Origin of the sequence: Clostridium sartagoforme, assembly GCF_039521405.1 — a bacterium.
Lineage (GTDB): Bacteria > Bacillota > Clostridia > Clostridiales > Clostridiaceae > Clostridium > Clostridium sartagoforme.
The window spans coordinates 45,413-68,032 of sequence record NZ_BAAACH010000008.1 but is presented as its reverse complement, the minus strand read 5'-3'; the positions used below and the strand labels follow the sequence as shown (position 1 = coordinate 68,032).

General features: G+C 27.1%; 28 protein-coding genes. 6 read left to right on the top strand and 22 right to left on the bottom strand.

Annotation, left to right across the window (positions count from 1 at the left end; translation table 11 throughout):
• Nucleotides 1-110: 110 nt before the first annotated feature.
• Complete coding sequence (locus ABDZ60_RS02565) at nt 111-506, bottom strand: hypothetical protein (RefSeq protein ID WP_016206689.1); 396 nt, start codon at nt 504-506, stop codon at nt 111-113.
• Nucleotides 507-817: 311 nt separating this feature from the next.
• Nucleotides 818-1,714: a GNAT family N-acetyltransferase gene (locus ABDZ60_RS02560; protein WP_343775679.1), complete on the bottom strand. Its 897-nt coding sequence runs from the start codon at nt 1,712-1,714 to the stop codon at nt 818-820.
• 208 nt (nt 1,715-1,922) lie between these two features.
• Between ABDZ60_RS02560 and ABDZ60_RS02555 the strand changes: the two genes are divergently transcribed.
• From ABDZ60_RS02555 to ABDZ60_RS02535, 5 genes are read left to right on the top strand one after another with little or no spacing between them, the layout of a single operon-like run.
• On the top strand, nt 1,923-2,777 hold the full coding sequence (locus tag ABDZ60_RS02555; RefSeq protein WP_343775676.1) for an ABC transporter ATP-binding protein: 855 nt from the start codon (nt 1,923-1,925) through the stop codon (nt 2,775-2,777).
• Entirely contained in the window at nt 2,777-3,553 is a 777-nt protein-coding gene (locus ABDZ60_RS02550; RefSeq protein WP_343775673.1) for a hypothetical protein, read from the top strand. Before ABDZ60_RS02555 ends, ABDZ60_RS02550 begins: the two co-directional genes overlap by 1 nt.
• Nucleotides 3,553-3,927: a GntR family transcriptional regulator gene (locus tag ABDZ60_RS02545; RefSeq protein WP_343775949.1), complete on the top strand. Its 375-nt coding sequence runs from the start codon at nt 3,553-3,555 to the stop codon at nt 3,925-3,927. Before ABDZ60_RS02550 ends, ABDZ60_RS02545 begins: the two co-directional genes overlap by 1 nt.
• Nucleotides 3,928-3,932: 5 nt before the next feature.
• The gene (locus ABDZ60_RS02540; RefSeq protein WP_343775670.1) at nt 3,933-4,652 is read left to right on the top strand and encodes an ABC transporter ATP-binding protein; all 720 of its coding nucleotides are present in this window, start codon (nt 3,933-3,935) and stop codon (nt 4,650-4,652) included.
• Nucleotides 4,653-4,669: 17 nt separating this feature from the next.
• Nucleotides 4,670-5,188, top strand: a complete 519-nt coding sequence (locus tag ABDZ60_RS02535; RefSeq protein WP_343775667.1) for a hypothetical protein — start codon at nt 4,670-4,672, stop codon at nt 5,186-5,188.
• A gap of 121 nt (nt 5,189-5,309) precedes the next feature.
• On the opposite strand, the gene ABDZ60_RS02530 is transcribed toward ABDZ60_RS02535, so the two are convergent.
• From ABDZ60_RS02530 to ABDZ60_RS02465, 14 genes are all read right to left on the bottom strand, one after another.
• Nucleotides 5,310-5,651 (bottom strand): helix-turn-helix domain-containing protein, encoded by a 342-nt coding sequence (locus ABDZ60_RS02530; RefSeq protein WP_343775664.1) that lies wholly within the window; start codon nt 5,649-5,651, stop codon nt 5,310-5,312.
• Between the two features lie 113 nt (nt 5,652-5,764).
• Nucleotides 5,765-6,307: a GNAT family N-acetyltransferase gene (locus ABDZ60_RS02525; protein ID WP_343775661.1), complete on the bottom strand. Its 543-nt coding sequence runs from the start codon at nt 6,305-6,307 to the stop codon at nt 5,765-5,767.
• Between the two features lie 82 nt (nt 6,308-6,389).
• A complete protein-coding gene (locus tag ABDZ60_RS02520; protein WP_016206686.1) occupies nt 6,390-7,220 on the bottom strand; it encodes a pentapeptide repeat-containing protein in 831 nt (276 codons plus the stop codon).
• 129 nt (nt 7,221-7,349) lie between these two features.
• Complete coding sequence (locus tag ABDZ60_RS02515) at nt 7,350-8,285, bottom strand: ABC transporter substrate-binding protein (RefSeq protein WP_016206685.1); 936 nt, start codon at nt 8,283-8,285, stop codon at nt 7,350-7,352.
• 34 nt (nt 8,286-8,319) lie between these two features.
• Nucleotides 8,320-9,348 carry an ABC transporter permease gene (locus ABDZ60_RS02510; RefSeq protein WP_047001529.1) on the bottom strand — a complete coding sequence of 343 codons (1,029 nt, stop codon included), beginning with the start codon at nt 9,346-9,348 and terminating at the stop codon, nt 8,320-8,322.
• 45 nt (nt 9,349-9,393) lie between these two features.
• On the bottom strand, nt 9,394-10,902 hold the full coding sequence (locus tag ABDZ60_RS02505; RefSeq protein ID WP_016206683.1) for a sugar ABC transporter ATP-binding protein: 1,509 nt from the start codon (nt 10,900-10,902) through the stop codon (nt 9,394-9,396).
• A 106-nt stretch (nt 10,903-11,008) separates the two neighbouring features.
• Nucleotides 11,009-12,466 carry an ATP-binding cassette domain-containing protein gene (locus ABDZ60_RS02500; protein ID WP_343775654.1) on the bottom strand — a complete coding sequence of 486 codons (1,458 nt, stop codon included), beginning with the start codon at nt 12,464-12,466 and terminating at the stop codon, nt 11,009-11,011.
• A gap of 10 nt (nt 12,467-12,476) precedes the next feature.
• The gene (locus ABDZ60_RS02495) at nt 12,477-13,493 is read right to left on the bottom strand and encodes a sensor histidine kinase (RefSeq protein WP_343775651.1); all 1,017 of its coding nucleotides are present in this window, start codon (nt 13,491-13,493) and stop codon (nt 12,477-12,479) included.
• Between the two features lie 10 nt (nt 13,494-13,503).
• Nucleotides 13,504-15,120, bottom strand: coding sequence for a response regulator transcription factor (locus tag ABDZ60_RS02490; protein WP_343775648.1), 1,617 nt, complete (start codon nt 15,118-15,120; stop codon nt 13,504-13,506).
• A gap of 59 nt (nt 15,121-15,179) precedes the next feature.
• Entirely contained in the window at nt 15,180-15,827 is a 648-nt protein-coding gene (locus ABDZ60_RS02485) for a D-sedoheptulose-7-phosphate isomerase (RefSeq protein WP_047001484.1), read from the bottom strand.
• A 1-nt stretch (nt 15,828) separates the two neighbouring features.
• A complete protein-coding gene (locus ABDZ60_RS02480; protein ID WP_343775644.1) occupies nt 15,829-16,806 on the bottom strand; it encodes an ROK family protein in 978 nt (325 codons plus the stop codon).
• A 250-nt stretch (nt 16,807-17,056) separates the two neighbouring features.
• Nucleotides 17,057-17,416, bottom strand: coding sequence for a MerR family transcriptional regulator (locus ABDZ60_RS02475; protein WP_343775641.1), 360 nt, complete (start codon nt 17,414-17,416; stop codon nt 17,057-17,059).
• A 218-nt stretch (nt 17,417-17,634) separates the two neighbouring features.
• Nucleotides 17,635-17,823: a hypothetical protein gene (locus ABDZ60_RS02470; protein WP_343775638.1), complete on the bottom strand. Its 189-nt coding sequence runs from the start codon at nt 17,821-17,823 to the stop codon at nt 17,635-17,637.
• A 94-nt stretch (nt 17,824-17,917) separates the two neighbouring features.
• Entirely contained in the window at nt 17,918-18,289 is a 372-nt protein-coding gene (locus ABDZ60_RS02465; protein WP_343775635.1) for a hypothetical protein, read from the bottom strand.
• 219 nt (nt 18,290-18,508) lie between these two features.
• Here ABDZ60_RS02465 and ABDZ60_RS02460 point away from each other — a divergent pair, with 219 nt between their 5' ends.
• A complete protein-coding gene (locus tag ABDZ60_RS02460) occupies nt 18,509-19,363 on the top strand; it encodes a biotin--[acetyl-CoA-carboxylase] ligase (RefSeq protein WP_343775632.1) in 855 nt (284 codons plus the stop codon).
• A gap of 100 nt (nt 19,364-19,463) precedes the next feature.
• On the opposite strand, the gene ABDZ60_RS02455 is transcribed toward ABDZ60_RS02460, so the two are convergent.
• The 6 genes from ABDZ60_RS02455 to ABDZ60_RS02430 all read right to left on the bottom strand — a co-directional run bounded on the left by ABDZ60_RS02455 (nt 19,464) and on the right by ABDZ60_RS02430 (nt 22,612).
• Complete coding sequence (locus tag ABDZ60_RS02455) at nt 19,464-19,745, bottom strand: toxin-antitoxin system YwqK family antitoxin (protein ID WP_343775629.1); 282 nt, start codon at nt 19,743-19,745, stop codon at nt 19,464-19,466.
• 91 nt (nt 19,746-19,836) lie between these two features.
• Nucleotides 19,837-20,088, bottom strand: coding sequence for a hypothetical protein (locus ABDZ60_RS02450; protein WP_016206672.1), 252 nt, complete (start codon nt 20,086-20,088; stop codon nt 19,837-19,839).
• 96 nt (nt 20,089-20,184) lie between these two features.
• Nucleotides 20,185-20,655 (bottom strand): hypothetical protein, encoded by a 471-nt coding sequence (locus ABDZ60_RS02445; RefSeq protein ID WP_343775626.1) that lies wholly within the window; start codon nt 20,653-20,655, stop codon nt 20,185-20,187.
• Nucleotides 20,656-20,677: 22 nt separating this feature from the next.
• Complete coding sequence (locus ABDZ60_RS02440; protein WP_343775624.1) at nt 20,678-21,166, bottom strand: P-loop NTPase family protein; 489 nt, start codon at nt 21,164-21,166, stop codon at nt 20,678-20,680.
• 35 nt (nt 21,167-21,201) lie between these two features.
• Complete coding sequence (locus ABDZ60_RS02435) at nt 21,202-21,633, bottom strand: VOC family protein (protein WP_016206668.1); 432 nt, start codon at nt 21,631-21,633, stop codon at nt 21,202-21,204.
• Nucleotides 21,634-21,685: 52 nt separating this feature from the next.
• Nucleotides 21,686-22,612 (bottom strand): serine hydrolase domain-containing protein, encoded by a 927-nt coding sequence (locus ABDZ60_RS02430; RefSeq protein WP_343775618.1) that lies wholly within the window; start codon nt 22,610-22,612, stop codon nt 21,686-21,688.
• Nucleotides 22,613-22,620 lie beyond the last annotated feature (8 nt).

The following is a 22,620-nucleotide window of genomic DNA, read 5'->3' as shown; positions in this document are numbered from 1 at the left end:
TCTAAATAATATAAATATTTATCTAATTTATTATAAAACATACTTAATTATATATAATCCCCATTAATCTCCTAAGTAATAAATTAATACATGATAAAATACTTATTTTACTATCCCTCTAATTTAAATTCCCATATACCATTTTCAGTTTTTTCTACTGAAACTTTATATATTTTCTCTTTATTTGTAAGATCAATATTAAATTGTTGACTATTAAATGTATTATTATTCTTATCAGTAACGCTTAATACAAAGTCATTACTCATTATAAGCAGTTTCATATTATCTCCATATTTTATTAGGCTACTATCTGCATAACTAGCTCCACCAGACGAATTATTTGTTTTATAACCAAAGTTTTTTATAGGCTCTTTACAATTATTGAAAACTATAACATTATATTCCCTTACTTTATCTCTACTTTTACAACTTGAACATCCTATAAAGAAAATACTTACTACTAATAATAAAATAGTACTAATTAAAACTATTAAATTCCTTTTCATACATATCTCCCTTCCCGTTATATCTTATATAATAATTGAATATTTATAGTAAGTCAATAATATTTTATTGTTTTTCAATAAAATATTATCCTTTTAGAATATATTTCATACTTTAATAGTTAAATTTTAACCTACTGAAAGATATACTTTATTAAGAAACATAAATCAATCTGAATCTGTGTAAGTTTTATTCGAATTTATAATTAAAGCTAAAAAATAAAAGAGTTCTCAAAGATAACTTATAGTTTTCTTTAAGAACTAGTTAAATTCTAATACATAATACTTTCTTTAATACTATAAATACATAAGATTTAAATATTTACTTCATAATAATTCATGATCGATTGTTCTTTAAATCCACAAGCTTTATATAAATTCAATGCATTTTTATTTCTTATTTCCACATCTAAACCAACTGTATTTATATCTTCTTTCTTTAAGTTATTCAAAACTTCTGTTAATGCTGCCTTTCCATATCCTTTATTCCTAAATTCAGGAATTATTCCAAATCCACTAATAAAAGCTGATGTTAATTCTTTGTCAACTTTTATCTTACCAATTATTTTATTATCTAATTGAATTAAATAAGTTATAATATTATTTTTTTCCTCATCTTCTGGTAATATTTGTTCGCTACTAGCTAGTCCAAAGAAAATTTCATTTAAATTTTCTATTTCACATATATCTTTATTTTTTGCATCTTTTAAAATAATATTTTTTACACTAGGTTGTGCACTCCAATTTGTACATTTCATTCTGCACTCAGAAAATGAATAGTTAGATTTTATACTTTTTATAAATTCATTTGCAGCTTTTGATTTATCATCACAAAGCAATAATATATTGTTAAAGTTCCTTTTTTTACATTCATCTAGTGATATACTTAAAAGCTTAGAAAATATTCCTTGCCTTCTGAATCTTGGATGAACCATTCCATTTATTTCTGCAATATTTCTTCCAAAACTTGATATTCCTAAATAACCTATTAATTTATTATTTACATAATATAAAAACTCATTTATATCATTAGGAGATTTTTTATACTCCTTATAAACTTGTGCTCTATACTCTAATTCAAGCTTTAAATTTACCTCATCTTCTTCTATACAAACATCTTCTAACTCTTTTATTCTATTATTTTCTTCCTCATTTATATATTTTTTTATAATAATACGTCTATCTAATAATTCATTATTTACATTATCCATTAATTTCACTCCAATTTAAGTTTATTTTTTTATTTCTTCTTCATTTACGCTATGTATAAAAAGTTTATTTTGAATTTAAATATTTTTTATATTATATCAAATTATTCCGAAAATTTCCAATAATTTATTGACATTAAATATAATGAAACATATACTGTATATATATACATACACAGTATATATACTGTCTTAAAAGGAGGTAAATATTATGGCTAACTTAATAGAAATAACCCACTTAGAAAAAAAGATAGGAATGTTACATCTAAGTGATATTAATCTTGAATTAGAGCCTGGCTATATTATGGGCTTAATAGGAACAAATGGTTCTGGAAAAACAACTCTTATTAATACAATATTAAATTTATATAAAAAAGACAGTGGTTCAATAAAAATTAATGGGCTATCCATGGATACTAATGAAAAAGAAGCTAAGGATCAAATTGGTTTTGTTTTAGATGAAAATATGTTCGAAGATTCAATAAGTGTAATTAGTAATGCTAAAATTTATGGAAAACTTTATAGTAAGTATGATGAAAACTTATTTCGTAAATTATGTCAGCGTTTTGAAATTCCTCTTAAAAAGAAATTAGGTAAATTATCAGCAGGTTTAAAAGTTAGATTTGAATTAGCTTTTGCTCTATCTCATGATGCGAAACTATTTATAATGGATGAACCTATAGCCGGCTTAAATCCTGTATTTAGAAAAGAACTCATAAACTGTATGCAAGAAATTGTAGAAGATGGTACTAGGAGCGTAATATTTTCCACCCATATAACTGAGGATCTCGATCAAGTTGGAGATTATATCGCCTTACTCCATAACGGTAGAATATTCTTTTATTTAAATAAGGAAGAGCTTCAAGATAAATATTTAATCCTCAAAGGTACTAAAGAGCAAATTGAAAATCTTAAATGTTCACATATTATATATAGAGAGTTTGGAGACTATCATAACTGTGCTTTCATTGAAAAAATACAGGGAGACGATTATCTAGATACAGAAATAAAAATCCCAATAATAGAGGATATAATGTACTATCTAGAAAAAGGAGGTTATAATTAATGCTTAAAATTGTTCTAGCTGATTTATTGGTAAATTTAAAAAAGTCTTGGCTAAGTATCCTTCTTAATATTATTTTACTTATTTTTTTAAGTAATTATATATCAACTATTATATTGATTGCAAATATTCCTAGTGATATTCCTAAAACAGCGTACAATATAAGTAAAATGCTTACAGAAGAAAATATGTTGAGGTTAATTCTTCCTGCTATTTATGGAATTACAGTTATTACGTTGTTTGATATAACAAAAAAAATTCCATTAAGGCTTAGTAAGGCAATGTTTGTATGTGCAGCAGGTGAAAAAGATAAAATTAAATATATGTTATTACAGTTATCTACAAAGGTTATTTTAGGATTTATGTTTATTTTTATATCAACTTATATTTGTATAGGTAAAACCTTTGTTAATAAAGGTATATTATTAAATATAATAGAATTTATTTTGTTGTTTTTTATTATATTAGACCTTAATTTAAAAATAGGAATAGGTGAACAAGGGTTAAAAAAGAAAGACAAAGAAGGATATATAATTTATTCTAAAGAAGAAGAGATAGTTAATTATTATTGGATTTGTATATTAATAATAGAAACTATTATATTTTATTCTCTATCGGCTCTTAATATATCCATAAATTTAGGAATATTAATCGGATGGATTATAGCCTTATTAATAAATGCCTATATTGCTCATCATTGTATAATTCCAATTTTAAAGAAATCTCTTTCATATGAAGATATCTATAGGCAAATTCCAGATACGAAGGAAGGTTTTTGATGAATATTATTTTAGATACTGAAAGTAATATTTCAATCTACGAGCAAATAATTAAATCCATAAAAAATTCAATTATACAAGAAGAAATATTTCCAGGAGATATGTTGCCATCGATTAGATCCCTTGCTAGAGATCTTCAAATAAGCGTAATTACAACAAAACGTGCATATGAGGAACTTGAAAAAGAAGGTTTAATCTATTCTGTTCATGGTAAAGGATTTTATGTTAAAGAACCTAATCGCCAAAAGCTTAGAGAAGAACAACTTAAAGAGTTTGAAGCACTTTTTGAAAATCTAATTATACAAGGTAAAAAACTTAACCTTGAGCTTAATGATATGCAAGATATATTGAGGACTTTATATGAAGGGAGGTAATCTATATGACAAGCATTTTAAAATGTGAAAATATAAAGAAAAATTATAGAGATTTTTCTTTAAAATCAATTTCTTTAACAATTAAATCAGGCTATCTTACTGGACTTATAGGCGTAAATGGTGCTGGAAAAACAACACTTATAAATATTCTAGGTGGATTAGACTCTGACTTTACAGGTGATGTATGTGTAAATGGAATAGATATAAAAAAAGAGCTAGCTAAAGCAAAACAAGAAATTGGACTAATTTCCGAGAAAATTTCATTTTTTTTAGATAAAACAGCATATGAAAACGGACTATTACTTGGTCAATATTTTAAGAATTGGGATATAGGTAATTATTATATTTGGCTAGATAAAATGAATATACCTAAAAGCCAGCCCCTATATCAATTTTCTAAAGGAATGAAAATGAAATTTCAAATAAGCTTTGTAATGGCTCATAATCCAAAAGTTTTACTTCTAGATGAACCAACTGCTGGATTTGATCCTGTATTTAGAAAAGATTTTTTGAATATACTCCAAGATATTTTAAATCAAGATATTGGAATTCTTATGTCAACTCATATAACAAGTGATCTTGATAAAATTGCAGATTATATAATACTACTTGATAATGGTGAAATTAAAATAAATGATACTAAAGAAGCCCTTGAAGATGATTTTAAAAGAAAAAAACTAGAAAATTCTCTTCAGAAAAAATTTAGTATAAGTGATTTACTTTAAAAAGGAGATAGAATAAAATGGACTTTTTAGAAAATGAAAAAGATAGAATAAAATTTAATTATCAAAAATTAATCTTATACGGATTTTTATTTTTCTACTTTGTAAATACCCAATCGAATGTCACTGCACATAAAGTAATATGGGGAAAAGCGATAGATGCTAAACCTATTTCTTTAATAAATCCTATAATGGTACTTGGTATAATTACAATAACTCTTTATCTAAATCACCATCTCTTTTGGATAAAAGAACAAGGAAAAAAAGTTTTTATAATAAGAAAATATGATTCTATTCCTATTGATAAAAAAGAAATGTATATTGCAAAATTTAAAATAATAATTAGTAACTTAATAACATTTATAATAGCTTCTATTATAATATATATTGGAATTCTTCTTTTTAATTCTTATTTAGAAATAGATATTTTTAAGAATATATTAGATGTACTTCAAATAGGTATATTATCAATAACACTATTAATAATTATTTATACTATAAATATTATTCAAGACAAAAAATCAAAAAATCAATTATGATAAATATTTCAACGATATAATAAAGCTCATATAAGTATCTGTAATTTATTAATACTTATATGAGCTTTATTAAGTTAATTTTATTTATAATTTTCACATTTTAATTTCTATTTATTGAACTTTATTTAAATGTTGTCGGAAAATTATTTTTATTGTATCTTTCGCAATCCACTGTATTCTGATACTCTCTAAGCACTGGATAAAGTTTACTCCAATCAATTGCATAACTATTTTCACTTGTCATAGAGACTTCTGTTGTCATTACCTTACAATCCTTTAATAAATAATCGCAACTTACCTTTAATACTTCAGCCAGTTTAGCTATCTTCGAAGCCTCTGGAAGTGCTAAATCAGATTCCCATTTCGAAATAGTTTGTCTTGTTACTTCTAATAACTCTGCTAATTGATCTTGCGTTAAGTTAACCGATCTTCTTGCTTTAGATATCTTTTCACCAGTTTTCATTTCTTATTCCCCTTTCAACTTTATGGATTAATTGTATCATCCCATACTAAAAAGAGAAACCAACTTAACAGTTCTAAAAGCAACTGCAAGTTGCTTTTATCTTCCTTATAATTTTATAAAAACTTCCCCATAATAACTGTATTATAACAATTACCATCTTTATGAATACGATCATTTATTAATAATCCCTCTTGTACAAATCCATATCTTTTATATATCTCAATTGCTTTTTTATTTGTTTCTACAACTGTTAATGATATCTTTTTAATTTCGGTATTTTTTACGCATATTAGTACACTTTCTATAAGTGCCTTACCAATTCCATATCCCCAATATTCTTTTAATATGCATATTCCAAATTCTGCTTTATGTCTAAATTTACTTAATTTACTTCCTTCACACCTCGTGAATCCTACTATCTTTTCCTCTGCCTCTGCTATTAAAAATATATTTGTTTTAGATATTGAGTCTTCATAAATAATTCTTTCAAAGTCTTCTTTGGTTAATAACCCTTCCCCTGATTCCCTATCAAGATTTTCTGTTTCTCCATCTATCTTAACTCTTAATTTAGATAATTCTTCAGCATCTTCTTTTATTGGACAGCGAAGTATATACCTTAGATTTTTCCCTTTTATTATTTTATCAGTAATAACCATAAAATTCCTCCATTAATATTATTAATAAAAAAATATCGTACTATCATTATAAGTAATACGATATCTCTTGCTATTTATTCTCTTATATTAACCAATGATTTGGTTTGCTAAGGGATTCAGGTAATTTTGTATTAACATCACCTTTAGCACTATTAATTTGAGCTTGGGTTATAAAAATACTATTTCTTAAATTAGCTCCGCTTAAATCTGCATCTCTTAAGTCAGCACCAATTAAATCTGTCCAACTTAAATCTACATTTTTTAAATTTGCTGCAATTAAAAAGGCCCCACTTAAATTTACACCTCTTAAATCCTTTTTTCTAAGATCAGCTCCCATAAGATTTAAGCCTCCGCCTAAAGCTTTTTTACCCTTTAATGATTTTTTATCACTATTAACTTTTAACCTTAGGAATTCACTTGTTTGCAAAAGCAACTTATTAACTCCCATTCTAGTTAATATTAAATCTAATTTTATAATTGACTTTGCTTCTAAATTTGTTATATTCTTTATTTCATCTATTTTTTTAATCAACATTTCTTTATTAATATTGTTATTATATTGCAATCTAACAGCTTCATTAAGGTACCAAAGCATTTCATGAAGTTGCTTCATAATAATGAAAACATCAAACATTTGCTTTGAAGATTCAGGCTTTTTCTTCCAATCATGTCCCAAATAAGTAACTTGAGCTACCTTTTGACCTGCACCAATACAGTCATACGCTATACAGCCCTTTAATCCTTTTTTATTTAGCTCTCCATGAACTTTACATTTAAAATCTCCTTTTAAATTAATGCAAGGTTTTCCTGCATCTTTATTTACAGGGAATCCATCAATAGCTGAAAAGTATAATGCAACACAACATAGCCCAAAACACTTTTCACAGTCAGGCTGTAGCTCTTTATAATTCATTTTTATCCATCTCACATTCATAAAATATATTATGTTAATTATATCATAATATAAAATAAAGTTGTTATGAATTTACCATAACAACTTTATTTTTTCTTCGGGCTGGAATTTATTTGAATATAATAGAGATTATAAAGCTTCAGCGTTTATAACAGAAACTCCAGTATCAACATTTTTCTTCTCTATTTTTTCTCCTGCTAATACTTTAGCAGCAGTTTTCATACCTTCATATCCCATAACATCTGGATTTTGAGCCATTGTACAAAGAAGATGTCCATTCTTTATTAATTCAAGAATCATATCTGACTTATCAAAACCTACACCAATAACTTTTTTACCTGATTCTTGTATAGCGTTACCTGCTCCTACTGTTGAACCTTCATTAGCACCAAATATACCTACAACACCTTGAGTAATATAGTTAGCAGCAATTTCCTTTGATTTTGCAGCATCACCTTCACCATATTGAGTTTCTAATATTTTAAAACTTGTACCATCAAAAGCTGAACGGAAACCTTTTTCACGTGCTACAGTTGAAGCTGTTGCAGAGTTAACATTTACTATACCAATGGATCCCTCAGTAACTCCTGCTTTCTTTAAAGCATTTATCATTTCTGTTCCTGCTGTTTTTCCTGCTGCTTCATTATCTGTTGCTAATGTTTGTTCTGCTGGAAAATCTGCTGCAGAGTCAACATAAATTATTTTAACCCCAGCATTTTTAGCTTCTTCTAGAGCTTGAGTTACAGCATCTGGTCCATTTGCTGCTAAAAGTATTGCATTTGCTCCTCCTGCTACTGCATTATTAATTGCTTCAATTTGCTTAGCATCGTCTTTAACATCTGGTGCTAGCCAAGTATATTCAATATTTCCTAGTTCTCCAGCAGCTTTTTTAGCCCCTGCATCTACGTTAACCCAATGTTGATCCATTTGGTCCATAGTAATTAAATATACTTTACTCTTTCCTTCTGACTTACCGCCAGTTTCTTCTGCTTTTCCACTACATCCTGTTAATACTGTTCCTAAAACTGTTAATCCTAAAACTAATGATATTAATTTCTTTTTCATTAATAAAACCTCCTATTTTTAATTAAAGCTTTCGCTATAATTTCTCAACTTTATTTTCATTATTTTCTATTACCCTCTTTTTATCGTTTGTTAATTTAGATCTTCTAAATTTCCCACTTCTAAGTATTATATCTAATAATACAGATACAACTACTATTATACCAATTACTATATTTCTTATAGCTACTGGTGCACCTACAAATTGTAATCCATTTTGTAATACACCCCAAATGGAAGCTCCTATTACAGTTCCAAGTAAAATACCTTGTCCACCAAGGGTACTTACTCCTCCTATTACGGATGCTGCAACTGCATACATCTCATAGGTATTACCTGCATCCATTGTTCCCATCCCACTTGTAGCACATATAACTAATCCAACTATACAAGCACAAAATGCACTTACAACATAAGCTTTTGTTGTTGTAGCTGCTATATCTACACCTGATAGCTTAGCTGCTTCAACATTACTTCCAATAGCATAAATATGACGACCGGTACGAGTTTTACTTAAAATAAAATTGAAAACAACCCATAATAAAATTGCAATCCAAATTGTATTATAAAGTCCTAAGGTTTTCCCATAATAAAATAAATTTCTAAAACCTTTTGCTGCATTACCAATTGAATCTGTATTATAGTTATTATTTACAATTTGAGCTATACCTCTTGCTATAGTCATTGTACCTAAAGTTGCAATAAATGGTGGCAATTTACATTTTGCTACTAATGCTCCATTTAAAACGCCTAGAAGTAAACAACATACTAATGTAATTAATACAGCAAGCATAGGCCCTACACCCTTAGTCATAAGAGTTGCTGCAATCATACAGCTCATACCAACTACTGAACCAATTGATAAATCAATATTTCCTGTTATTAAAACATAGGATTGTCCAATACCAATTATTAGTATTGGTGCTATTTGTCTAAGTAAATTACCTACATTTTGACTTGAAAAGAAAATAGGATTTAAAATACCAAATACTACACAAAGAATAATAAGCCCAAAGGTTACTGTAATTACTTGCCCCATACCTCTCACTTTAAATAATTTTCTCATTGCTCCTTGTTTTTCAACATTTTCCACTTTTAACCCCTCCTTAGCTTAATTAACTAAATCCTTACTTTCAAATTTAGTAGCGTATTCTAAAATTAAATCTTGGGTAGCGTCATTTATATCTAATTCTCCTGTTATTCTTCCATCACACATAACTAAGATTCTATCACTAATTCCCATTATTTCTGGTAATTCAGAAGATATAAATAATACGCCAATTCCTTCTTGCTTTAATTTGTTCATAAGATTATAAATTTCAACCTTTACTGCAACATCAATACCTCTAGTAGGCTCATCAAAAATTACAACTCTTGAATTCCTAGCTAACCATTTACCAACAACGATTTTTTGTTGATTACCTCCTGAAAGACTTCCAGCATTCAATTCTATACTAGCTAACTTGACTTTAAAATCATTAACTGCCTTATTAGTCATTTCTTTTTCTTTTTTCTTATTTACAACTCCAAATTTACTACAAAGTAAATCTAAATTTGGTAAGGAAACGTTTTCTCTAATGCTTAATTTTGTACATAATCCATCTTTTTTTCTATCTTCTGGAGCAAGAACTATTCCTGCTTTAATAGCATCTAAAGGTTTATTTATCTTAATATTTTTACCATCTAAAATAATTTCTCCAGATTCTTTTGGATCCATTCCAAAAATTGCCCTTGTTGTTTCTGTACGTCCTGCTCCAACTAAACCTGCTATACCAACAATTTCTCCTTCATATAGATTAAAATTAACATTCTTAACTGATTTTCCAGACCTTAAATTTTTTATCTCTAAAATCTTTTTCCCTCTCTTACATGTTACTCTTGGGAATTTTTCTTTTATTTCTCTTCCAACCATGTTAGAAATAATTTCAGTCATTGTAGTATCTTCAAAATTCATAGATGTAATATATTTTCCATCTCTCATTATTGTAACTCTATCAACTATATGTTGAAGTTCTTCTAATCTATGAGATATATATACTATGCCACAACCGTCTTTTTTTAACCTTTCAATAATTTCAAATAACTCATCAATTTCTCTAGAAGTTAATGCAGATGTAGGCTCGTCCATTATTAATATTCTTGCATTTGTTGAAACTGCTTTAGCTATTTCTATCATTTGCTGCTTAGATACTGAAAGTTCTCCAACTATAGTATCTGGTGGAATATCAATATTCATTCTATCTAAGATTTTTTTTGCTTCCTTATTCATTTCTTTATTAGAAAGAATATCTAAATGAGATTTTTCACGCCCTAGAAAAATATTTTCTGTAACAGAAAGATGTGGGCACATGCTTATTTCTTGATGAATAATCGCAACTCCTAATTCTTGGGCTTTTTTAGGAGTTAAATTTCCAACATTTTCTCCTAAAATTTTTATTTCACCATAATCTCTTGTATAAACACCACTTAATATTTTCATAAGAGTTGATTTACCTGCACCATTTTCTCCTAGTAGTGCCATAACCTCTCCAGCTTTTAAATTAAAGCTTACATCATCTAATGCTTTTACCCCAGAAAAGCTTTTTGTTACATGCTTTGCCTCAACTATATAATCCTCCATTTAAACCATCCTCCCTACTGCTTCTCTTAACATCTTTAGTATAACATTTCATATTTTTTACAGTAAGGGGGCAAACTTTGGATTTACAGGGTCATTTTTTTGTTCTTTAAACGTTTACTTTATCTATATAATTAAATTCATTTCTATCATATTCATTTCTTACTTTTCCCTCTTCTATAACAATAAGATGATCACCAAGAATTAATGAATCTTCAAGAGCTATTCCAATAATAATAACAGTAATACCTCTTTTTTTAAGTTCATTTATCAAGTTAATTATATGTTTTCTTAAATACATATCCGCGCCATAAAAAGGCTGAAAGCAAAATACTATTTTAGGATTGTATAAATGAATTCTATAATAAATAAGACTATATAAAGCTGTAAGTGATAAATTTGAAATATCTTTTTCATATATATCTTTTCCTACCAAAGGTTCATATTCATTTACAATACTTTTTCTAATCCTTCTACTTAAAGAGATTCCATTTTTCTTCCTATCTATTAAAAAGCATAAATTATCCATATAACTCATCTCTTCAAATATCATATTTTTAATTGGTTCTTCTCCAATAAAAGCTACACCATTTTTTATAATATTAATATGTTTTTTCTTAAAATAATTATTTCCTTCAAAAAGCAAACTTCCTTTGATTGGTTGTAAATTTCCATTAATAAGGCTTACTATTTCTTCTAGTGCTGTATTACTTAAATCTAAAATTATTGTGCATTGACCTTTTTTTATTTTGAAGTTCATTCCTTTTAAATTTTTAGTCCATATATTTTTAAATTTTAATATTCCTTCCTTATTTTCTTCTATAAACTCATTGATCTTAATTTCATTAAAATCAATAATATAAGGACCAATCTTTTCTTCAGTAAAGTCATTCTTGTTTAGTATTTTTTGTATCCTTCCATTTTCAGATAAGTATAGTCTATTGCATATTTTATAAGCTTCTTCATGATGGCTACATATATAAATAAAGGATATTCCAGCCTCACAATAATATTTAATAATATTCTGAAATTTTATTAATTCAGTTGAACTTAAATAATTACTTAAGTCCTTAACTACTATTAGCTTAATTCCTCCTATCATAGCTTTTAAAATTTCTACGACACATCGTTCAAAAGCTGATAATTTACGTACTATTTTATTTCCATCAATATTAATATTCAATTCAGTCATAAATATCTTAAGTTGAGAGTTAAGTATATTTCTATTAATTAAATACTTTTTGAATCCTTTACGAATTACAAAAACATTATCTGAAACTGTTAAATCATCAACTAATCTACTTTTTTTATCTATAATAGCAACCTTATTCCTCCTTTGGCTGCTATACTCATAATTATTTATCAGAACTTCATCAAAATAAACCCGGCCATAATGTATCGGGACATTTTCACAAAGCAATTCAATAAGCGCTTCCTTGCCATAGTCATTAAGAAATATTAGTCCCATGATTTCCCCCTTTAAAACACGTAGATTAAAGTTATCTAGGACTTTTCTTTCTTCCTTAAATTGAATTATATTTTCTAATCTTAATATTTCTTCACTCATAAAATTACCTCTAGAAACCTTCTATTAATGGTAGGGTTATTTCGACATCTGTTCCTGCATTAACCCTACTATAAATTAATATTCCGTACTCTTCTCCAAATAAAAGCTTTATTCTTCTATTTACATTAACTAAAGCAATGCCCCCTTTTTTTTGGTTATTTATATTAATATTATCAAAGGAAATTATATTTAACTTCTTGTTTAACTTTTTAAGTAACTCTTCTTCAATCCCTGATCCATCATCTGAAATAGTAATTATCATACGATTTTTAGTGGTTTCAATTTTTATACTAATATTTCCATTAGTAATTTTTTTCTCTATTCCATGATAGATGGCGTTTTCTACAATTGGCTGCAAAGTTAGTTTTGGAATTTTATATTTTAAAATCTTTTCTTCGTCTTCTCTATTTATATCTATTTTTAAATTTACTCTTTCTCCAAATCGATATTGTTGAATAATATAATAATTTTCTATATTACATAACTCATCTTCTAAACTAACTAAGTTTTCCACATTAGAAATTGTGTAACGAAAAAAAGTTTCAAGTGCTTCTGTCATTTTAGCCACACTATCTAATCCTGCACTTAAAGTTTCACCTCTGATTCCTTCAAGAGTATTATATAAAAAATGTGGGTTAATTTGATTTTGTAATGCAAGATATTCAGCTTGTTTTTTTGAAGCAGTAATTAATTCCTTTCCTTGAATAACCTCTTTAAATTTTTTAGTTAGCTCTTCTATTTCAGGGCTTAGAAATGTATTTTGATCAAATATACCTTGTATAGTATAACCTTTAGCAAAAAGTTTTAATACCTTAGAATTTTCTTTATATGGTACATATATATACTTATAACTTATATAAGAAATAATAATAAAACTAATATAACTAAGCCCTACAATTATCACATATTTTTTTTCTATAAAGGATATAATCATAAGTATTGTAAGTAAACTAGCTATAAAGCTTTCCATAGTAATATACATATATAAAATGTTTTTTGAGATATACTGCTTTTTTTTATTTTTCATAATTACTCCTTTATGAATATAATTTTCTATATTCATTTGGCTTTATTCCCGCAATTTTTTTAAAACTTTTTGTAAAATGCTTTATATCACAGTAACCTACCTTTTCACATATTACTGCTATGCTTAAATTTGATTCTTTTAAGAATTCTTTAGCCTTATTCATTCTTGTTTCTGAAAGATATTCTAAGAAATTTTTTCCACTTTCCTTTTTAAACAGATGACTAAAATAAGATGAATTAAATCCGACAAAAGAACTAACTTCCTCTAAACTTATTTGCTTCATATAATTTTGCTTTATATATTCCTTAGCTACACGAATTGGTTTAGTATCAGCTTGCCTTTTATCTTCAATAATTTTATCTAATGACTTTAAAAATTTATTTTTTAAATATTCAAATATTTCTTCAACAGAACCACAATTATTAATGTGTATATTAAATTCATTACTAAATTCAGCTTTATTTTCTATTTCCATCATATTATTTCTTATTAAAATAACATATATCTTAAAAATTTCATTTACTGAATCAATTATCTCTTCTCCTGATATGTTTTGATTTCCTAAAATCATTTTCTTAAATTCATCTATAGATGTTATTAATAAATCCTTATCTAAAATCTCAATGGCCTTCTCCATAGATTTATTTAATTCACTAAAAATTCCTGTAATATATTGATGATTATCTCTAATCTCAACATTTTCAATTAATTTTCCTCTACCTAACAATATTCTTTCTTCCATTGCATAATAGGATAATCTAAAAGATTGATATAACTTACTTAAGTCTTCGACTATACTACCTATACCTAGCGTTAACTCTAAATCCATAAATATATTTTTTTGTATTAATAGTTCATCTAAGGCTAATTTAAGTTTCTTTCTAATTATCTTTTTACAACTTTCTTTATAATTTAAAATACAATATCCTACACTATCTTGGAAATATATTTCTAAATCAAAACATTCTGAAGATAAATGATTATTAAATATATCTATGGCTTTTGATTTCAAAATATTAATTTTATTTTTTTCTATTTCTTTAAATCCGAGATCTATTTTAATAGTAATTGCTTGAAAGTTTCCTTCTTGAAATTTATAATGATATTCTTCATTTATATTTTGAATTTTCAAATCTAAATTTTGTATAGATTTGTTAAGTAATATTTCTGTGAAAATCCTTGATCTAAGCTTCTCTATATCAACCTTAAGACGAGCTTTTAGCTTTTCTTCATTAGTAAGCTTATTCATTCTATCTGCATATTTCTCTTTCATCTTCTCTAGATTATTAATAAGTTCTTCCTTTTTTATAGGTTTTAATAAATAATCACATACCCCATACTTAATAACCTTTTGTGCATATTCAAATTGTGCATATCCACTTATTATAATAAAATCAATATATTCATTTATTTCTCTACAAAGTCTAATTAATTCTATTCCATCATATCCAGGCATACGGATATCAGTAATAACTATATCTGGTTTCTTTTCTTTGACTTGTTCTAATGCATCTATTCCATTATGTGAAATCCCTACAACCTCCATATCTAATTCATTCCAGTCTATAAGCTTATATATAAGTTGACATACCTTTACCTCATCATCAGCAATTATAACCTTCATCATAATAAAATTTTTATTCTCCTTTATTTATTGTTTTCATAGACTTACAGAACTTTCTTGCATTATAAATCAAATAATTCAGATTCTACATACATGCAAACAAAATGATATACAATTAAATGATATTCTTGAATAAGATAAGTTTCTTTTTCTGGAGCTATAAATGAATAGTCAGATATTTTAGATATTTTTCCTCCATCTCTACCTGTAAATGCTATTGTTTTAGCTCCTATTGCTTTCCCTGTAATCAATGCATTATAAACATTAATTGCATTACCTGAAGTACTAATTCCAATCACTATATCACCACATCTTCCATACCCCATAACTTGCTGAGCATAAGTTAAATCTGGATCTACATCATTATTGAATGCTGATATAAGAGCTGTTTGAGTATTTAAGCTAATTGCTGGTAAAGCTCTTTGTAATTTTTTTGATATATCTTCTCCATATTCACCATAAAGGCTCTTGAATCTTTCAATTAACTTTTTTTCTAAAGGTCTTTGCAATAAAAATCCCTTCATAAGTTCCCCTACTATATGGTCTGAATCTGAGCTACTTCCACCATTACCACATATCAAAACTTGTCCACCATTTTCATAACAGTATGTTATTGCTTCACAAATTTCTAAGATTTCCTTCTTTATAGGAATTAATTGATTATTACGTTTAAAAAAATCTTCTAAATTCTTTTTAGTTCTTGCTTTCATCTTATCCCTCCAAAATTGAATAATATTCTGCTATAACTAAAGCTGCAACATCCCCTACTGATTCAGATAATTTACTTGGCACCACTTGACAAACTTTTCTACTTATAAGGAGGGACTCTTCCTCTATAACTTTATTTGCCCATGGCCAAATTTCTTCATAGCACCTAACAAAAATACTGCCAATAACAATTTTTTCTGGGTTTAATAAATCTATTAAAATTGATAATCCCTTACCTAAATTTATTCCTACTATCTTTAAAATTTTCTTTGCCACTTCATCTCCTTTTTTAGCAAAATTCCCAACCTTCTCAGCTGTTAAGTTTTCTATTTCAGATAAATCAGGACATATGGCTGGTTTATTTCCTCTTTGTAGCTCTTCAAGAATTACACTTTTCGCTAATTGAGCAATACCTCCTCCACTACAAAAACCTTCAAATGAACCTATTTTCCCATAGCCAACAGGACCAAACTCACTAAGTCTTATATGTCCTAATTCTCCAGCCATATCATTTGTGCCTGAATATAACCGGTTATCTAAAATAAGACCTGCTCCAAGGCCTGTACCAAAAGTCATGAAAATCATGTTAGAAGTTCCTCTTCCTGCGCCAAGTTTCCATTCTGCCAAAGCACAAGCATTAGCATCATTACAAAGCCAAGACTTTAACCCTGTTTTTTCTTTAAAATACTTTGTTATATTAATGTTGTCCCATCCTGGTAAATTAGGTGGAGACATTATTATTCCCTTTTTGCCATCTAAAGGCCCTCCACAGCTAATTCCTATTCCCTGTATTTCATCACCACTAGTTAATCCTTTACAAAATAAAATATCTTTAACTAAAGCATCCATCATTTCTTGAGGTAAATATTTTTTTGTCTCCTTAATATTACATTTATAAATGATTTTTACTTCATCTCCGGATATTTCACCTAAATTAACAGCACATTTTGTTCCACCTATATCAACACCAATTAATAACATAATAGTTATCTCCCTCTCAACATTATTTTGTATTATATCCTTATTTTAACATTATCTCATTTATTCCACTACCTCTCATTTGCGTAAAAAAGTTTACATAAATAATCATATTTACTCAGTTTTTAAATTTTATAATTTTACATAATAAAAAACTGACTTACACTTGTGTAAAAATCAGCTTTCTTTAACTCTTTATTTAATTTACCCACACCATTTTATTCTTTATCATATCATTTTAGTTTTCTTCATATTACATCTTAAATTTTGATGTTTCCACCCATTTATCTAATGCATTTCTGCTAAATATAAAACTTTCAGATACTTTTATATATGGTATCTCAGATTCTTCATGGTTAATTACTTGCATTAGTCTATCCTGTGTAATACCTAAATATTCAGCTGCTTCATATAATGATAAAATATCTTTTGAATCCAAATTATTATTATTTTTTTCACTAATTGCATTATTAATATTAAATAATCCTTGGCTTATTCCATCTCCAATAAATCGTCCATTATTCTGCATGCCATTAGATATTATTGAAGCACTAATAATAAGTGAAATAGCTAAACAAAAAATTGAAATTGGTAATAATTTTTCTTTTGACATTATTTATCCCCCCAAAATTAATTTTTTCAAAAGTTTACTAGTAAAAACTTTGTATCAAGACTATATACCGTTATTTGTCTTATATGTAAATAATACCATAAGTTTATGGTTAATATAATTATTCTTTCTAAAAATAACTTTATTAAGTCATATATAAGGAAAAAGATTTATGTAAGATTAAATTACACAAATCCTTTTTTGGCTTTTTACTTAAATTATTAAATTTCATCTTCTACATTTGCTATTGATTTAGAATCTAGCTTATTAAAAATTGTTTCTACAAAGAACCCAATTAGTCCAAATATTGATATCAATATATATGCTCTTTCATCCTTTGATAGAGTAAAATTTAGTAGTAATCCAATCATAAATATGATTAAGTATATATTTTTCACTTTCCTTTCCAAAAATAATCTCTCCTCTTATATTAATAGTTAAATTACTATTTCATTTTCTTCTAATTAATTTTACAATTTTATATCCATCACTTGTTATATCATTCTATGGATAAGTATTATATATATAATACTTATCGTCAATTTTTACAGCTATAGCTTTACCTTCTAATTTTAAGCTATATATTTCTGTTTTTTCTTTTAAAAAAGTTGCATCTCCATTCCTAAACCTATACCTATCATTGGTAACCTTTTCAGAAATATTAAACCTTACTTCTCCTATTTTTTCATCAATTAAAGTCCCTTCCACTATTTCTCTTACATAGCCACTATAATATATGCTATTATTTATTTTTATGCAATCAACCCATGAAATTTTTGATGATCCAAATCTATCTAATCTAAATAAATATCCCATTATAATTATACCTATTAAGACAAATATAATTCCTATTGAAAATTTGATTCTTTTATTCAATTTATCTTCTCTCTTTTCAAAAATAGTTTTATTATTATTTACTATTGAAATATATTTAATTATATACCAATTATTGGCTTATATATAAATAATAACATATATATCTTTTGTTTGGATAGTAATAGCTTTATAAAATTATATAAATTTATATTTTTGAAAAAACTTGTATGTTATAATATTTAATAAAATAAAATTATTGAAACATTATAGGTGATAACAATGAATTTAGATAATAAATCTTTAGAAGTTAATAATGAGAATTATATACTTTCTAATAATGAAGATGTCTTATCCTCTGAAATTATAAATAAATATTTAAGTGAAAATAATAATGAGTTTAATATAAATGTATATAAAACAATTGATTCTACCAATACAGCAATAAAAGAACTTGCAGTTAATGGAGAAAGAGAAGGTACTATAATTATTTCAGAGGAGCAAACTGGAGGCCGAGGAAGATTAGGCAGAAAGTTTCATTCACCAAAAGGTACTGGAATTTATATGAGCATTCTTTTACGTCCACAGATAAGTACTTCAATATCATTTCTTATTACTATCGCTGCTGCTGTGGCTGTGGCTGAAGCTATAGAAGCTGTTTCTGATAAGGAAGCTAAAATAAAATGGGTTAATGATATATATTGTGACAACAAAAAGGTATGTGGAATATTAACAGAAGCATCTTTTAATTTTCAAAGTAATACAATTGATTATGCTGTTTTAGGTATTGGTATTAATGTAATAGCACCAAAAGAAGGCTTTGCAAAGGAAATTAAAGATATAGCAACTGGAATTTTTGAAGATTATTCTCATACGTCCATTAATATTAGAAGTAAGCTTATAGCTAAAGTTTTGGATCTCTTTTGGGATTATTACAAACACATAGAGGATAGGTCTTTTCTGAAATCTTATAAAATGAGATCTCTATTAATTAATAAAGAAGTAACTATATTTTCTAATAAATCTTGTGAAAAAGCCACTGTTCTTGAAATTGATGATGAATGTAGACTTAAAGTCAAAATGGAAGATGGTACTATTAGATTATTATCTTCTGGTGAAGTAAGTATTAAACTATAAAGAGCCTAGGAAATCTAGGCTCTTTATTTTTGTACTGTCTTTTTTGTATGGATTAGGAAGAAAAATAAGCTATAACAAATTAAACTTAAACTCTCCATTACTATCTTTTACCTTTTTGAGTTATTTTGTGTTTTTCTCCTTTATTATCATATGTAATCCATTCACCAATTGGTTCTCCATTTTCAAAGTACCCTGAACGTTTAATTGTACCATCTGGTCGATACCATTCCCAATATCCTTCTGGTTGATTATTTACAATCTTACCTTTAGACCACATAGTAATTCCGTTAGCATGGTATTTAATTGTATAGCCATCAATTACTTCTAATTTCTTTTCTTTAACACCATTAGGATGAATCAGATCACATTTTTCATTATCCATAGACTATACTCCTCTTTTCTTATAAGTTGATAAACACAGCATATTCACTTTTGAATAATAAGTTATTCATATAATTAGCTGCTTCTATATATTAACCTTGCAGGCCATTTTCTTGACGTTCCATGTTTTCAATAACAACATCATATATATCTCCTAAAGAAGCACAATACTCAAGTACCCTCCATGGAGTATTAGTATGAAAATGAACCTTTATCAAATCTTCATCTCCAACTGCAAGTAAACAATCTCCCTCAATATTTTTAGTTATATATTCATTAATTGCATCTTCTGAAAGATTATTCCCCTCAATTAATAATTGAGTATCAAATTTATATTCAAGCATATTTATTCTCCTTTCAAGCTTCAGTTTCCATATTAGTTAAATGAAATCAATTTAACTTAATATTATTCTGAATAGATTATAACATATTTTTTAATTCTATTCTATCTGCTTCAAGTGCTGAAAATGTATCCCTATATGACCAATCCCAAGAATTATTATAGATACAATCATCCAAATTACCTTCCCATATACTCCTAATAACAAAAATGCCATAATAGGAAGAGTTGCTCCAGGAACTGGAATACCATATAAACTACGATAGAAATTTTTCAATGTAGGTTCTCCTGTAAAATACCTAACCCAATATGCCTCATATAAAACCATTAAAATAAATGATAGGATTAGCCAGAGACTCCAAAGAGAGAAAGTAGTAATATTAAAATCTGAAAAAATTAAAGCACAGCATGTTGCAGCTACTTGTCCAACACGCTCAAATATGAGCAATATTTTGTTTTCATTGCTATAATCATAATTTTCTGGCTGATGCTTTATCCAGATAATATTAGGAATAAATAACATCAATAAATAAACTAATCCTATATATGAAAATCCTATATGTCCTAACATATAATTTCCTCCAAAACTTAACTTATATATTCATATTCAACTCTTTAACATTTTTTATTCTTATTAATTTATCTTCATAGCATAACAACATATTTTCATATTTATCTCGCTTATCTTCAAAATCTTTTGTCCACTTGAACATATTTTTTAACATTTCAAAGGTAGGATTGTAATTACATTTTTCTATTCTAAACTTTTGTTTTAAAATACGTGTAATTATTCTCATCCTTCTAATATGTAATGGAGTATCTAAGAAAATAATTTTATCTGCCATATCAAACAAGCATTTTTGACTTTCTCTATAAGTTCCCTCAATTATCCAATGACCTCTTTTGTCAATTTCTAAAATTCTATTTAATTGCTCAGAATCCGAACGTTTATATCTCTCTTCTCCTTCTCCCCCCCATGCTATGCTATCTCCTTCATAACATGGGATATTGTATTTTAAAGATAGCTCTTTTGAAAGTGTTGTTTTTCCACTTGCAACTATACCAAAGATTAATATTTTCATATATTCTCCAATCAAACTAAATCCAAATAGATAGCTTATAAAATAAGTAACCCATTTTCATCGTATTTGAAATTAGGTCCCCATGCAACTTCCCAATAATAACCATCAAGATCACTAAAATATGCATGATATCCCCCCCAAAATACATCTTGAGGTTCTTTAACTATAGTCGCTCCAGCACTTCTAGCTAACTCAATAACTTTATCAACATCTTCTTTAAATTCTACATTATATGCTAATGTGATACCTGAAAATCCACTATTTATTTTTGGAGGATTTTCTTCATTTATATCCTCAGCTAATAAATCTAAAGGATAAAGCTCAAATTTTGTTCCTGCTGTATCAAAGAACACTACTTTGGGATTGTCTTCTTTTTCATCAGTTTTAAATCCAAGTCCATCTCTATAGAACTTTATCGCTCTTTCCATACTTCTTACCCCTAAACAAATACATGTAATTTTATTCATTCTCAATCTCCTCATATAATATTTTTATAGCCAGTTTTTATTTTTTAAATAATTATAATTTATCTATTAAAGTATTCCATGTAAGTTCTAGAATCCCTGTCATATTCTTGGGCTCATTTGAAACATAAGTTACAACTGCATTCTTATCTGGCAAAATCACTACATAATTACCATATAACCCATCCATACGATATGAACCATTATATGAATTCATCCACATTTGATAGCCATATCCTTGATGATGATCTTCTGTTGCAAACTTTTCATTAAAGTCTTTTGTTTGAATCTGAACAGATGTTGCTTGCTCTATATAACTTGAAGGAATAAGTTGATTTCCATTCCATATTCCTTTATTAAGTATTAGCTGCCCAAATCTGGACAACTCATCAGCTGTTAAATACAACCCAGAAAACCCTTGTGGAATTCCCTTTGGGCATGTATCCCATTTAGGTTTCGGTATTTGTAAATATTTAAATACCTTTTCATTTAAGTATTCATCTAATTTACTTCCTGTTGTTATACTTATAATCTTTGAAAGCATATAAGTTGCTGAATTATCATATATAAAACGAGTACCTGGTTTAAATATAATTGGCTCATTAAAAAATAATTGAGATATATCCCACTCCTTATCATCACTCCAGTCAGCTTTCATTACAGGACACTCTCCATGACCACTTCCCATACAAAGCAAATCATGAATAGTAATTTCTTTTAAATATTCATTCATAGGTATCTCTTTTGCCTCAGGAAAAAAATCTATAATCTTATCTGTAAGATAAAGATATCCTTCGCTAATTGAAATTCCTACTGCCATTGATGTAAATGTCTTGCTTACAGAATATAAAAGTATTGGCTTTTCTTCTTCAAAATCATATTTTGCAATTATATTTCCATTTTTCCTAACAACAACATTAAGCACGTGAAGGTTTTGATCTTTTACTGATACTATTAAATCTTTTAATATTTCATTATTCATTACATTAT